This is a genomic window from Acinetobacter sp. IK23, from assembly GCF_035615275.1.
In the GTDB taxonomy this organism is placed as follows: Bacteria; Pseudomonadota; Gammaproteobacteria; order Pseudomonadales; family Moraxellaceae; genus Acinetobacter; species Acinetobacter seifertii.
Window position 1 is genome coordinate 149,247 of the sequence record NZ_JANBNX010000003.1, and the last position, 13,153, is coordinate 162,399.

The 13,153-nt window shown below is 38.0% G+C and carries 13 protein-coding genes, 1 pseudogene and 1 riboswitch; of the genes and pseudogenes, 7 read left to right on the plus strand and 7 right to left on the minus strand.

The window, feature by feature from the left end; translation table 11 throughout:
- Positions 1 to 12: 12 nt before the first annotated feature.
- The 7 genes from MSG95_RS03870 to MSG95_RS03900 all read left to right on the plus strand — a co-directional run bounded on the left by MSG95_RS03870 (position 13) and on the right by MSG95_RS03900 (position 6,505).
- Positions 13 to 471, plus strand: coding sequence for a DUF2946 domain-containing protein (locus MSG95_RS03870; RefSeq protein ID WP_077164533.1), 459 nt, complete (start codon positions 13 to 15; stop codon positions 469 to 471).
- 146 nt (positions 472 to 617) lie between these two features.
- Positions 618 to 2,051 carry a cytochrome ubiquinol oxidase subunit I gene (locus MSG95_RS03875; protein ID WP_151819515.1) on the plus strand — a complete coding sequence of 478 codons (1,434 nt, stop codon included), beginning with the start codon at positions 618 to 620 and terminating at the stop codon, positions 2,049 to 2,051.
- Positions 2,048 to 3,052 carry a cytochrome d ubiquinol oxidase subunit II gene (cydB, locus tag MSG95_RS03880; protein WP_077162526.1) on the plus strand — a complete coding sequence of 335 codons (1,005 nt, stop codon included), beginning with the start codon at positions 2,048 to 2,050 and terminating at the stop codon, positions 3,050 to 3,052. The genes MSG95_RS03875 and cydB overlap by 4 nt, the downstream gene beginning before the upstream one ends.
- Before the next feature lie 139 nt (positions 3,053 to 3,191).
- Entirely contained in the window at positions 3,192 to 3,416 is a 225-nt protein-coding gene (locus tag MSG95_RS03885) for a helix-turn-helix domain-containing protein (RefSeq protein ID WP_052319507.1), read from the plus strand.
- Positions 3,417 to 3,567: 151 nt separating this feature from the next.
- Positions 3,568 to 4,470, plus strand: a complete 903-nt coding sequence (gene folE2, locus MSG95_RS03890) for a GTP cyclohydrolase FolE2 (protein WP_151819514.1) — start codon at positions 3,568 to 3,570, stop codon at positions 4,468 to 4,470.
- 129 nt (positions 4,471 to 4,599) lie between these two features.
- Positions 4,600 to 5,160, plus strand: coding sequence for a carbonate dehydratase (locus tag MSG95_RS03895; protein WP_324644959.1), 561 nt, complete (start codon positions 4,600 to 4,602; stop codon positions 5,158 to 5,160).
- Positions 5,150 to 6,505 carry a dihydroorotase gene (locus tag MSG95_RS03900; RefSeq protein WP_151819513.1) on the plus strand — a complete coding sequence of 452 codons (1,356 nt, stop codon included), beginning with the start codon at positions 5,150 to 5,152 and terminating at the stop codon, positions 6,503 to 6,505. Before MSG95_RS03895 ends, MSG95_RS03900 begins: the two co-directional genes overlap by 11 nt.
- A gap of 104 nt (positions 6,506 to 6,609) precedes the next feature.
- On the opposite strand, the gene MSG95_RS03905 is transcribed toward MSG95_RS03900, so the two are convergent.
- The 7 genes and pseudogenes from MSG95_RS03905 to MSG95_RS03935 form a co-directional block, all read right to left on the minus strand.
- Entirely contained in the window at positions 6,610 to 6,849 is a 240-nt protein-coding gene (locus tag MSG95_RS03905) for a hypothetical protein (RefSeq protein ID WP_151819512.1), read from the minus strand.
- A gap of 43 nt (positions 6,850 to 6,892) precedes the next feature.
- A complete protein-coding gene (locus MSG95_RS03910; RefSeq protein WP_039250617.1) occupies positions 6,893 to 7,825 on the minus strand; it encodes a lauroyl acyltransferase in 933 nt (310 codons plus the stop codon).
- A 213-nt stretch (positions 7,826 to 8,038) separates the two neighbouring features.
- On the minus strand, positions 8,039 to 8,233 hold the full coding sequence (locus tag MSG95_RS03915; protein ID WP_039250619.1) for a hypothetical protein: 195 nt from the start codon (positions 8,231 to 8,233) through the stop codon (positions 8,039 to 8,041).
- Positions 8,234 to 8,295: 62 nt separating this feature from the next.
- Positions 8,296 to 9,638: pseudogene (locus MSG95_RS03920) on the minus strand (putative bifunctional diguanylate cyclase/phosphodiesterase).
- A 393-nt stretch (positions 9,639 to 10,031) separates the two neighbouring features.
- Complete coding sequence (locus MSG95_RS03925) at positions 10,032 to 11,063, minus strand: sodium:calcium antiporter (protein WP_228144395.1); 1,032 nt, start codon at positions 11,061 to 11,063, stop codon at positions 10,032 to 10,034.
- Between the two features lie 59 nt (positions 11,064 to 11,122).
- Positions 11,123 to 11,235: riboswitch (yybP-ykoY riboswitch) on the minus strand.
- Positions 11,236 to 11,337: 102 nt separating this feature from the next.
- Entirely contained in the window at positions 11,338 to 12,273 is a 936-nt protein-coding gene (gene dmeF / locus MSG95_RS03930; RefSeq protein ID WP_077164536.1) for a CDF family Co(II)/Ni(II) efflux transporter DmeF, read from the minus strand.
- A 275-nt stretch (positions 12,274 to 12,548) separates the two neighbouring features.
- Positions 12,549 to 13,091 (minus strand): TetR/AcrR family transcriptional regulator, encoded by a 543-nt coding sequence (locus MSG95_RS03935; protein ID WP_077164575.1) that lies wholly within the window; start codon positions 13,089 to 13,091, stop codon positions 12,549 to 12,551.
- Positions 13,092 to 13,153: the final 62 nt, after the last annotated feature.

Consider the following 13,153-nt stretch of genomic DNA (forward strand, 5'->3'; position numbering starts at 1 on the left):
AATTGGGTGTCAATGGTTTTAGGCAGATTGCTTGGTTTAGCAGCAATCTTGTTACAAATCGCTGTTTTCTTACAGCCATTACTACCAGAGAAATATCAAGTTTCTCCAGTATGTGAGACTATTGTCCAAGCACTTCAACTCAATCACTCTTCAGAGCAGCATTCTCACCATTCAATGCATCATGATGATTTATCTCATCATCAAATGCATGATATGACCTCTTCTTCCGTCACCAAAGCTGAAGCGAAGCAAAATACGACACATCATCATGATGCGGGCCATCAATGTCAGTACTGTGTTGTTTACAGTCACGTGTTGCCGTTGCCAGATCTGGATTTAAAGCAAATTCTGGTCAGAATTCAGGTTCGGTTTCTTGCTTTTCTAGAAAACTTTTTTCATGTTTTCTTTAAGCTTCAACAGCTCTTTCTTATTCCCCAAGGCCGCGCCCCACCTTTATTACTATCAGTCTAACTTGATACTCAAAACTTTATGTTTTGAAAAAATTATATTTTTCAAGAGATTATAGTAATGTTTTCTTTTCAAAATCATGCTCTTAAACGAGTAGAGATAACTACAACTGTCGTTTTAGCAAATCAAATAAAATTTGAGGTGCTCCTATGACTCTAGGTTTAACAGCACTTGAATTGGCTCGAATCCAATTCGCATTTACCGTTTCATTTCATATTATTTTCCCTGCAATCTCGATTGGTCTTGCAAGCTTCCTTGCTGTTTTAGAATGGCGTTGGCTGCGTACCAATGACGCTATCTATAAAGATCTCTTTAAGTATTGGGTCAAAATCTTCGCGGTTGCATTTGGAATGGGCGTTGTCTCTGGTGTGGTCATGAGCTATCAATTTGGAACCAACTGGAGCGAATTTTCAAGATTTGCAGGTGGAGTTACAGGCCCTTTACTCACCTATGAAGTTCTTAGTGCTTTTTTCTTGGAAGCTGGTTTCTTAGGAATTATGCTGTTTGGCTGGGGCCGTGTGGGTAAAAAAGCTCACTTCTTCGCAACGCTTATGGTTGCGATAGGTACCTGTATTTCAATGTTCTGGATTTTATCTTCAAATAGCTGGATGCAAACCCCTCAAGGGTTCTCAATTGAGAATGGCATAATTGTTCCTCAAGACTGGTTTGCAATTGTATTTAACCCTTCCTTCCCTTATCGACTTGCGCATATGGCAATCGCAGCTTTTATGGTTGCAGCTTTACTTGTAGCAGGTACTGCAGCTTGGCATTTAATTAAAGGTCGCCGTGATGAGTTAGTAAAAAAGTCGTTTTCTATGGCTCTTTGGCTGATTTTAATTTTAGCACCAGTACAAATCTTTGTCGGTGATGCACACGGTTTAAATACTTTAGAACATCAACCAGCAAAACTTGCAGCAATGGAAGGTCATTGGGAAACCAATCATAACGAGGGAATGCCACTGTACTTATTTGGTATTCCAGATATGCAAGAAGAACGCACTAAGTATGCGATTTCAATTCCAAATCTTGGAAGCTTAATTCTTACTCACTCCAAAAACGGAAGCGTAAAAGGTTTGAAAGATTTTGCACCAGAAGATCGTCCGAATTCGACTGTAGTATTTTGGAGTTTCCGAATTATGGTCGGGCTTGGCATGCTTATGCTGCTTTTGGCACTTACAGGATTATGGCTAAGAAAAACTGGCAAGCTTTATGAGAGTAAATGGTTTCATCGCTTCGCTTTAGTTATGGGCCCGTCAGGTTTTATTGCTTTACTTGCAGGTTGGTTTACTACAGAAGTTGGACGTCAACCTTGGGTTGTTTATGGTGTCATGCGAACTAAAGATGCATTATCTCCTGTATCTGCCGAACAAGTCGGACTCACGCTCATTATTTTTGTTTTGGTTTATTGCATCGTATTTGGAATCGGCATTTATTACATGCTGAAATTGATCAATAAAGGGCCTGAGTTCATTTATAGCCAAGTTAATGAGGTTGGCGGTGTTGGACACTTTAAAACACCAATGCGCCCTCTAAGTGCAACTGATGAAGATATTGATGATCAAGAACAAGGAGCATCTTCATGATTGATTTATCTTTGATCTGGATTGTCATTATTGCAATTGGCGTATTTATATATGTTGTACTTGATGGTTTTGATCTAGGCATTGGAATCTTGTTTCCTTTTATCAAAGACCAACAGGAACGCGATGTAATGATGAATACCGTTGCACCTGTCTGGGACGGTAATGAAACATGGATGGTACTTGGCGGTGCTGGTTTGTTTGCGGCATTCCCGATGGTTTATTCAGCAGTTTTATCTGCTTTATATTTACCTATTATTCTCATGGTGATCGCTCTAATTTTTCGCGGTGTCGCTTTTGAGTTCAGATTTAAAGCGAATCGAACCAAATACCTATGGGATGCTGCTTTTATTGGAGGTTCTGTTTTATCAAGTTTCTTACAAGGCGTCATTCTTGGTGCGTATATTCAAGGTATCCATGTTATTGATGGTCGCTATGCAGGTGGCGGATTAGATTGGTTAACGCCTTTTTCAGTTTTTACAGGGTTCGGCGTAATCATTGTATATGCAGCACTTGGTTGCGGTTGGCTCATTATGAAAACTGAAATGCAATTACAAACGAGTATGTATCGCTTAATGCCAAAACTAATTATGACGCTATTGTTAGTTTTTATTGCTGTGAGTGTTTATACCCCATTAGCTCATCCGGTTATTGCAGCACGCTGGTTCAATGCGCATCAGCTTCTTTACTTTAGTCCGGTACCTATTCTGGTCGTAGTTTTTACTTATCTCACCATTAAAGCCTGTCAAAAACAGCAAGAATCAATGCCCTTCTTATATACCTTGGCTTTAGTATTTTTAGCCTATACCGGTTTTCTGATTAGCATTTTTCCATACGTTATTCCACCATCAATTACGATTTGGGAAGCCGCAGCGCCTGCCAATAGTCAATTGTTTGCGCTTATAGGCGCGCTCGTACTTATCCCTATTATCATCATCTATACCATTATGGCTTATTGGGTGTTTAGGGACAAAGTACGTGTAGGTGATGAAGGTTATCACTAAGAGTAAATGACATGAAATTATCGAAATTCCAATGGTTTATTTTACTCTGGGTTGCTGGTTTCTTAAGTCTACTCACTATTGCAATGTTCTTTAGATTACTTTTGCAGCTTGCTTATTAAAGGAGGATCACACAGTGGATATGCCCTCCATCATGCAAATGCACGAGCAAGAGTTTGGCTATGAAATTATCAGAGCACGGCGACAAATGAAAATTTCACAAGCCCAACTTGCAAGTAAGCTAGGAATATCAATACGCACTTTAGAAAGTTGGGAAAGAGGAATTAGGCACCCTTCTAAACCGTCTCAAGCACTTATTCGGCTATTTATTAAATCACCCGAATTTGTTTTGAAAAATCTGACCTAACAAGAAAAGACCATGCACAAGCATGGTCTTTTCTTCTTTATTTTTTACTTAATTAAAATTTATCAAGGTACTTAAGCCATCTAGCAAACTTGCCAGCTATTAATGTTATGTTATAACATAACATTAATTTCATAATTTAAGTTCTTAATAAATGAATCTTGTTCTCCCAGATATCTCTGCCGAGCCAACTTTACCAAATGCTTATAGCCACCGCCTTGATTGGGTCGGTATGGAAAACATCGCCTTACCAGTCCGTATTGAAAATACTTTATGCTCAAGTCACGTCAATGCTTATGTCAGTTTAGATGATCCCTTAGCAAAGGGCATCCATATGTCACGTCTGTATACACGTCTTTTAGAGTTAACATGCCTCGAAAATATTAATATGCTCGATCTAAAATTAGTCTTAAAAGACTTTTTAGAAAGCCATCAAGATTTATCACAGCATGCAAAAATTGAAATTCACAGTAGCCTTTATATCGAACGACCAGCATTAGTCAGCAAGCTTTCAGGGTGGAAAAGTTATCCTTTTGTTTTGTCATGCCAACTCTTTAATGATCAATTCGAGGCAGAATTAAAAGTCGAGATTCCCTATTCTTCAACCTGTCCATGCTCTGCTGCACTTTCAAGAAATATTATTCAACAACGGTTTGAGTCAGCTTTACAAAACCAAGAAATTCGGCTTGATCTACAAGACATTATGAGCTGGTTAAATACCACCGATGCAATTGCAGCAACGCCACATAGCCAAAGAAGCTTTGCCCTCCTTCAATTTAAATTAAACCAAGACTTTCACGACATTCCACTCATCGCGTTTATAAACCAAGCTGAACTAGCCTTAATGACACCCGTACAAACTGCTGTAAAACGGGTTGATGAACAAGCATTTGCGGTTGCCAACGGTCAAAATTTAATGTTTTGCGAAGATGCATTAAGACGACTTTATGGCTCATTTATACATCACAAATATATTCATGGTTTCAAATTTAAAGTGACTCATGCAGAAAGCCTGCATGCACATGATGCTGTGGCTCAAGGGGCTTGGCAGTGGTAGAACATTCTACAAGCAACCAAAACTATGCGTTATTGGGTTGAAAAAACCTGTGTTTCTCATGAATTAAATAGTTTTAGCTTACGCCTCTCACCATCTCAACTTAAATAAACTGATCTAAACGGTAACCCCATGCTACGTAAAAACCCATCTGGCCATCTCCCTGTTATTGATCAATCAGCCTATGTCGATCAAACCGCTATTATTTGTGGCAAGGTCATTGTTCATGCCAATGTATTTATTGGCCCTTATGCCGTAATTCGTGCAGATGAAACCGACGAAAATGGAGAAATGGAACCTATTATTATTGGCGCAAATTCCAATATCCAAGATGGTGTTTTGATTCACTCCAAAGCTGGTGCATCCGTAGTGATTGGTGAAAGTACATCAATTGCTCATCGTTCAATTATTCATGGGCCTTGTGAAATTGGTCACCATGTTTTCGTGGGTTTCAACAGCGTCATATTTAACTGCAAGGTCGGTAATTACAGCGCTATTCGCCATAACGCAGTCGTCGACGGACGTGATTTACCGAACCATTTTTATGTTCCCGCAATGAGCTACATCAACCCTAAAACTGACTTAGCGCAATACCCTCCGGTTGATATCTCTATCAGTGAATTTTCAGAGAGTGTTGTCTCAACAAACATTGAGTTGGTTAAAGGCTATAAGGCATTACACAATGAGTTTTAAACCCTATTCTAAAATTATTATTCGAGATGCCAATGTAGTAAATGAGGGAAAACAGCAATTTGTAGATGTACTTATTCAAGATGGACGAATCGAAAAAATTGCACCAAGCATTCCTCATGTTGTTAACGCTAAAACAATTCACGCTAACGGAAACTGGCTAATTCCCGGAATGATCGATGATCAAGTCCATTTTAGAGATCCAGGCTCAACCCATAAAGGCAGTATTGCTTCGGAATCTATGGCAGCAGTCATTGGTGGAATTACCAGTTATATGGATATGCCCAACACAAATCCACCAACCCTATCTTTAGATGCCTTAATACAAAAAAAGCAAATTGCTGCGCAATATAGCATGGCAAATTATGCCTTCCATTTTGGGGTAAGTTCTAAAAATTTAGATATTATTGAACAGCTTAATCCCAAACTCATCAGCGGTGTAAAAGTTTTTATGGGCGCTTCTACTGGCAATATGTTGGTAGATGACCCACAAGTGCTTGAACGTTTATTTGCAAATGTCCCGACCATTCTTTTAACGCACTGCGAATATACACCGCGCATTAAAGAAAGAGAAAAATTATATTTTGAGAAATATGGTGCAAACATTCCAGCACATATGCACCCTAAAATTCGGGATAAACAAGCCTGTTTTGAGAGTTCACGTTTAGCTGTCTCTTTAGCAGAAAAATATGGAACTCAACTGCATGTTTTACATATTAGTACAGCCAAAGAATTATGCTTGTTTAAAGATTTGCCCTTAAATTTAAAGCATATTTCTGCGGAAGTATGTATTCATCACCTTAGTTTTGATGAATCAGACTATGCTGCGCTTAGCCATTTAATTAAATGTAATCCAGCCATCAAAACCCAACAAGACAAAGATGCACTTATCACTGCCATTGCTCAAACTAATCGCTTAGATATTATTGGTACAGATCACGCACCGCATACATGGGATGAAAAACAACAATCCTATTTAAAAGCACCATCTGGCCTTCCGTTGGTTCAACATGCTGTTCCAGCACTCATGGAACTTGTGGCAGAAAAAAAAATAAGTATAGAAACAATGGTGAAGAAAACATCACACCAAGTCGCTGATTTATTTAAACTCAAAGATCGAGGATATATACGCGAAGGCTACTGGGCAGATTTGGTTCTGCTTAAAGAAAATAAAGAAGCTATTACTGTTAAAGATCAAAAAAACTATATGCGATGTAACTGGACTCCATTTCAAAACAAAAGCTTTCGCTATGAAGTTGATACAACTATTGTTTCAGGACAGTTGGCTTGGCATCAAAATCAGTTATTTCTAAGTTGTCGAGGTGAAGCATTGGACATAGACAGATAACTCAAGTGAAAATTTAAAAATAATTAAATTAGATGTTATAACTTGTTCAGATTGAACCATAAAAAACCCGCAAAATATTGCGGGATTTTTTGTAGTTCATTGAATTACCAATGACCACGTCTGTCATGATGTCGTTCAAAACCACGTTCACGATGTGCTTTATTATGATAGTACCCTTTACCATGATGATTGCCATGATAAGCATAAGCTTTACCATGATGCATACCGTGATAAGCATGACCATAACCATGATGTGATTCACGATAACCATGGTCTTGTGCAAAGGTCGGAGCTGAAAGCGCGATGATCAATGCAGCGAAAATATACTTTAAGCTACCAAGCAAAGATAAGAAGCAACTCAATCTTAGATAATGAAAGCAAAATCTATCAGTAGAATTTTGCCTCACCAATCGGACGAGTTTTAAACCGTCTATGAAACCACATGTATTGTGTTGGTGCGATTCGAATTTGATTTTCAATAATTTTATTGACGCGTTCAGCATCATTTACTTCGCATTCACTTGGAAAGTTTTCAAGTTTAGGTTCGACGAGCACATTGTATTGAGGGTTTCGAATATCCCCACTTCTATAAAAATATAGCGGTATTGCAACAGCATTTGAAATATCCATGAGTCTACGGTGGGCTGTTACTGTTGCCGCCTGTATTCCAAAAAACGATGCCATCACACCTTGCTTCAAACCAAAGTCCTGATCAGGGCTATACCAGATTGCATGACCATTTTTCAGTTTCGAAATTAAGCTACGCATGTTGTCTTTCGCAATTTGGTTTTTATAAACCCGAGCGCGGCTACGATGAATGAGAAAATCCATAAAAGGATTGTTTTGCGGTCTATACACCACATCCATATCAAAAAATAAGGTACATGCAGCGCCACCAGCATCTAGTAAAGTACTATGTGTGCCTAACAACAAGATACCCTTATCCCGATTCTGTTCTAGATGTTCCAAGCCTTCTATACGAACTCTTTTTTTAAACCATTCAGGACAATACCAAGCGTTTAAGGCTTCAAATATCCCTATCATGGTATCTTTAAAGACTAGTTTTGCTTTGGCTTCAATTTGCTCAGGTGTTTTTTCAGGGAAACAAGCTTGTAAGTTTCTTAATGTTGTTTTCCGTCTCGAAGCTAATAATATCCAAGCAATTTTTGAGAAAACCTTTGCTAAACGCCACTGGATTGCCCAAGGCAAGTAAGCAAGAAACATGAGAATAAAAGCTGCGAACCAGATACCCCAATATTTTAATGATAGAAAGGAAAATTGAAACTGCCCAGATTGATACTGCGGTTCAGATTTCGTCATACTGTAAATATCTAGAGGTATAGGTCTTCATCCTAACACACCCCGAATCTACATCCGTTTGCAAAGTGTGTCTTAATATGTAGATTAATTTATTAGAAAAATTTATATAACATGATGACAACCCGACATGTTTACATTTAAAATTACATGATATTTAACAATTACTTATATTATTTTAGTTATCTAAATTAGTTTATAAATGATAGATAAAAATTAGAAATCTACACCTCGTATGACTTGCAGAAATTCTGAATACTCATCTTCATTTTCAAAAGTAAACTCTACGTCTGAGCCATCTGCGAATCGAACAAGAACAGAACTTAAATCAGAACTGGTTGTAAATTTAACAACTTGTTCAAGATTATAATGTGTTGAATCTACTTGGTAATATTTATATTCTCTTGGCATAGCAGCGTTCTATTATTTTATGAGATGTCACCACTATAGAACAAAATTTAGATCTGTTTTACTTATTTATTAAAAGTTGGCAACTGTTTAATAAAGTCATTTAACGGCATTGGCACGCCCCATAAATAACCTTGAAACTCAATACAACCATTATTTTTAAAAGCATAAAATTGTTCGGACGTTTCTATTCCCTCTACTAACACTCGAAGGTTTAAATCTAGACCAATTTTAACAATACCCGAGACTAATTTATAACTGCGTTTATCATCCAACGCTGCCTGTACAAAGCTACGATCAATTTTGATTTGTCTAATTTGCATTTTTTGCAAATAACTTAAAGATGAATAACCTGTCCCGAAGTCATCAAGAGAAAGCTGAATTCCTCTTTCAGATAAGGAATTCATTTTTCAATCATGCTCACACAATTGTTCAAAGCAATATTTTCAGTAATTTCCAAGATAAGCCGAGATGGATTTATGTCATATCTATGAATCATGCAAATTACGGTTTCCTCAAAGTTAGCTTGCATGAAATGATCAGCACTAATATTGATTGAAAGTGTCAAATCTTTAGTCTGCTCTTGTTTACTCCAATCTTGTAAAACTTTGCAGGCTTGAGCTAAAACCCATGTACCTATTTCAGGCATTAGTCCTAAAGTTTGTGCCGCAGGAATAAAATCTTGTGTGGGAACAGAACCCAAAACAGGATGATGCCATCTGAGTAAAGCCTCGGCACCAATTAACTTTTCAGAAGCATTGACTTGAGGTTGATAAAACAATTCAAATTGCTCTTTTCCGAGTGCTAGACGTAAGTCTTTCGCCGTGGAATCTTCTATTTGTATTTCTAATTGCATGGTATAGATGGATATACAAATCATGAGCGTGGCGACGCAAATTGCAATCCATCGACCATGACTCCGAGTATTTTCCGATAGCGGTATAGCATGCTCTAAAGTAAAAGAGCTGCCACTAAAAAATATAAAGCACGCGATTGATAGTAAAATTAAAACGAGTTGTAAGAAACTCGGATTTCTGCGGTAGTTTAAGTATCCTAATATTGCCCCAGCAGGCAAAAACAAATGAGCAACTTGAGGATGATGAGTAGTCGCTATATCAAAAAATACGCAAAAAACGACTGGAAAAACAAGTAGAACAGCTTGAGATAAAAGAATACCCGCTGAAATTCGATTTATATAAATGAGAAAAAAACTAAAAATGGAAAGCAGTGTAAAAACAATATCCATATAAACAATGATCCACATTTTTGAAAATGCGAAATATATGGTCCAGAACAGACAAAAAATAATACAAATAAAGATATTTGCTTTAGCTGCGATGGTAAGCTGCTGGTCTTTTATGTTGTGGTAATTATTTTTACATTTTTTTAAATAAGACGAAGCTATCATAGGTAAATCAACCGTAAATATAACAAAAGCACCAATATTGCCCTTTATGCTCTATTTCAGAATTTAACAATCAAACTTAATTTTCTATAAAGTTTTTATTTATCTTTTATGCGTTTAGAAAGTATTTTATTACACAAAATAAAGTTCATTTGTTTAATAAATTTAGTCAAAAAAGAGGACTTTTCAAAGACCCCATAAGTTTAAATTATGATTCACTCAGGGTACAAGCCTCTGCTACTAAGGTACAGGGCATAAGTTATGAAAAATAAGACAATTGGTTAATTATTTACCGATTTTACAAGGTTATTAGTTCATCTTTTCTTAAGATTATCTAATCAATAGCAAATACGACGACTGAAACGCGCTGGCACATGTCCAGCGCGTTAATGTTTATCAGAGATAAATCACAACTAAAATTGCGAAAACACCATACAGCGCACTTACTGCAACCAATGATCGGTCATCGACTGTGCCACGGCGGAATAAATTCCACAGAAACACAATCGCTAATGCAGTAATAATGCCAGAAGCTAACAACAAGGTATCAAAGCGCCACGGCGTAAAGAAAATACCTAATGCACTTGGTATGGTGGCCTGAATCATCATGGCACCAGAAATATTTGCTAAAGCCAAACGCTCTTTACCTTGGCGTACCCAAATCAGCGCATTCATAATCTCAGGTAATTCGGTAGCAACTGGACTCAGTAATAAAGCAACCAAATGTGGCGGCCAACTTAGCGCTGTACCAATCGCTTCAAGCTGAGCAACAAAAGTATGCGACGCAACACTAATTACAACTAAAGCGACCAATACTTGTAGACCAGCCCACCCTAGTGACGGTTCGGCTGTATTAGGACGGAACTTGAGCGGTTCAAGGTCTTCTTCATCGGAAGATGTATCAGCTTCCTTAATCTCACGCCAGACATAAGCTGCATAAGCCGCTAAAAATAGAATGCCTAACCAAGGTTTGATGGCAAATGCGACTAAACCAAGCGCTACTTTTAAAACAAAGATAGCAAGGAACGAGACTTGATCTCGGCTTAAACGGGCATAATCAACTTGAACTTTATGCGAAGTTCGAGCTAATTTTTTGCGATGAAGCATCAATACCAGACCGACTACGGCGTAACCCAGGGTCGCTAAAACCAATGGGCCACCCATTGCAGCACCAACACCAAGGTCTTTTTGTTCTGGGGTATCACCAAATACGACGGCCATAAAGGTCACCGCACTTTCAGGTAGCGCTGTACCAAAAGCTGCGAGTACCGAGCCTACTGCTGTTGCACCAAGATTAAGACGCTTACCAAACCATTCAATTCCATTGACGAAATATTCACAGGCTAGGTAAATTGCCGCGGCGGACACAAAGAATAAGATGAACGTGAGGAGCATAAGAATAGTCCAGCCGGGCGAATAAGAAACCATTGGCACGACAACGCTCCTCGCCCGACTAGCAAAGTACGTTGCGGCCAAAGGTCTCGCCTAGCTCACACTGTGTATACAGTGGCTGAACACGCCATGAGATACTGATCTCAAGTTTGTTGACGTGGTCTTCCTAGTTGGGTACTAGGAATGGCTACTCCCCAATGACAATAGGTGAAGTTTACCAGTGATTGAAAAGTAACTCTACAAAAATGGTCTGACAAAATGATCAAGAGCTTTAAAAATTCACATTCGGTTTTAAAGCTCTCTTTATTGACTAAATAAAATGTATTTCTACACTGGCATGTACAATTTCTTCATGAATAGACAAAGCCCTTTTAACTGAATCGGGTGTTAAATCTGTTCGGTCTGTTTCTAAAGCCAAAATGCATGAAAATTTTCCTTTACCGACTTTCCATACATGTAAATCTGTAATTTTCACTTGTGATAATTGCTCAATCACTTCTTGGATTTCAGCGACTACTGGATGTGACATTTCAGCATCTAATAACGTTTTTCCTGTGTCACGCAAAAGCCCCCATGACCACTGTGCAACAAGTATCGCCCCTACAATACCCAGCAAAGCATCTAAAAAATTCCACCCAAAAAATTTACCCGCTATAAGTGCAGCTATGGCTAATACAGACGTTACGGCATCGGCAACCACATGTAGAAATGCAGCTTTATGGTTTAAATCGTGATGGTGATCATGATGATGATGGTGACTATGCTCATGGTCGTGATGGTGGTGGTGTTCATGATTATCGTGTAATAACCACGCACAAATTAAATTGACTGCCAACCCCACAACAGCAATAGAAATCGCTTCATTATAATGAATATCAACAGGATGGAGTAATCGCTCAATAGATTGAAATCCCATTAACAGTGCAACGACCATTAATATGATTGCACTGCTATAACCACCTAAAATTTCGATTTTCCAAGTTCCGAAACTAAAGCGTTTGTCATGGGCATAACGGCGAGCCATTTTGTAAGCGACATAGGCCAACCCTAGAGCAACCATATGTGAACTCATGTGCCAACCATCAGCTAAAAGAGCCATGGAGTTAAAGATCCATCCACCCACAATTTCAAAAACCATCATCACGGCAGTTAAAATCGTTGCGATCAAAATTTTCTTTTGAGCAAGCGGGTTTCCTTCATCAAACTGATGAGAATGGTAACGTTCTAAATTGCTGTTAATTTCCATATTTATGGTCTTTTGTTAATACTCCCCCATAGTATATATTTTTTTGAAGAAAAATAAGTTACATCACGACCAAGACCAGAAAACTTTTAGAGAAATCTTTACTTAGTCATCACCTAAAATTGATCCACTATATTCAAAACCACTATAGATTGAGGCGCTCTGAATGGCTGAGTACATCCATTCATAGAGCTGCATATGAGAGCATCTAGAACACTCCTTGCAATTTTTTCACAAAAAAATCTATATCTGAACCAATCAGGTAACCCAGACAAAACTTAAAAAAATTGCTCCAACACCTCATCCCTTTCTTTCAAACTGTTTAAGCTTAAAACCTGTAGCAGCAAACCATCTATCAGGTTCACTACCATGTGAGCATCGAATTTTGGCTCGCGGATTTCCCCGCTAAAAATCAGATCAAAAATTTCATGGCGCAACCACTTTCGGTATTCAACTGTCATGCGGTAAGCCTTTGGATAAAGCAGTTTTATTTCAAAAATAGCTTTAATTAAAAGATGGTAGTGGCTGTTTAAATTGGTATGTAACACAATAATTTCTTTAAGTTTATCTTTTGAACTGTAGTAACGGTTTGAGTAAATAATAGAAAGCACTTCTTCTCTGAGCAGGCTTTTTTGAAAGGCAATGCACATTTCAATCAGGTGTTCTTTAGAATGGAAATAGTTGTAAAGCGTACCTTTGGCAATTTTGGTTTCTTTAGTAATCAGGTCTACGCCTGTATTGTGGAACCCATGCGCCGTAATGAGTTGTATGGCAGTTTGAACGACATGTAGTTTTTTGGAAGAGGTTTCTAAATTTCGCATAGTTTTACCATTATAAAATTCTTGTTGTTTCTAAATGAGATAAAAAGCCTGTGCCCTTTCTG

Bases quoted from the DNA above. Each gene is read 5' to 3' on its own strand.
- MSG95_RS03870 (WP_077164533.1), top strand. From the start codon at position 13: ATGGTTTTAGGCAGATTGCTTGGTTTAGCAGCAATCTTGTTACAAATC.
- MSG95_RS03875 (WP_151819515.1), top strand. From the start codon at position 618: ATGACTCTAGGTTTAACAGCACTTGAATTGGCTCGAATCCAATTCGCA.
- cydB (WP_077162526.1), top strand. From the start codon at position 2,048: ATGATTGATTTATCTTTGATCTGGATTGTCATTATTGCAATTGGCGTA.
- MSG95_RS03885 (WP_052319507.1), top strand. From the start codon at position 3,192: ATGCCCTCCATCATGCAAATGCACGAGCAAGAGTTTGGCTATGAAATT.
- folE2 (WP_151819514.1), top strand. From the start codon at position 3,568: ATGAATCTTGTTCTCCCAGATATCTCTGCCGAGCCAACTTTACCAAAT.
- MSG95_RS03895 (WP_324644959.1), top strand. From the start codon at position 4,600: ATGCTACGTAAAAACCCATCTGGCCATCTCCCTGTTATTGATCAATCA.
- MSG95_RS03900 (WP_151819513.1), top strand. From the start codon at position 5,150: ATGAGTTTTAAACCCTATTCTAAAATTATTATTCGAGATGCCAATGTA.
- MSG95_RS03910 (WP_039250617.1), bottom strand. From the start codon at position 7,825: ATGACGAAATCTGAACCGCAGTATCAATCTGGGCAGTTTCAATTTTCC.
- MSG95_RS03915 (WP_039250619.1), bottom strand. From the start codon at position 8,233: ATGCCAAGAGAATATAAATATTACCAAGTAGATTCAACACATTATAAT.
- MSG95_RS03925 (WP_228144395.1), bottom strand. From the start codon at position 11,063: ATGGTTTCTTATTCGCCCGGCTGGACTATTCTTATGCTCCTCACGTTC.
- dmeF (WP_077164536.1), bottom strand. From the start codon at position 12,273: ATGGAAATTAACAGCAATTTAGAACGTTACCATTCTCATCAGTTTGAT.
- MSG95_RS03935 (WP_077164575.1), bottom strand. From the start codon at position 13,091: ATGCGAAATTTAGAAACCTCTTCCAAAAAACTACATGTCGTTCAAACT.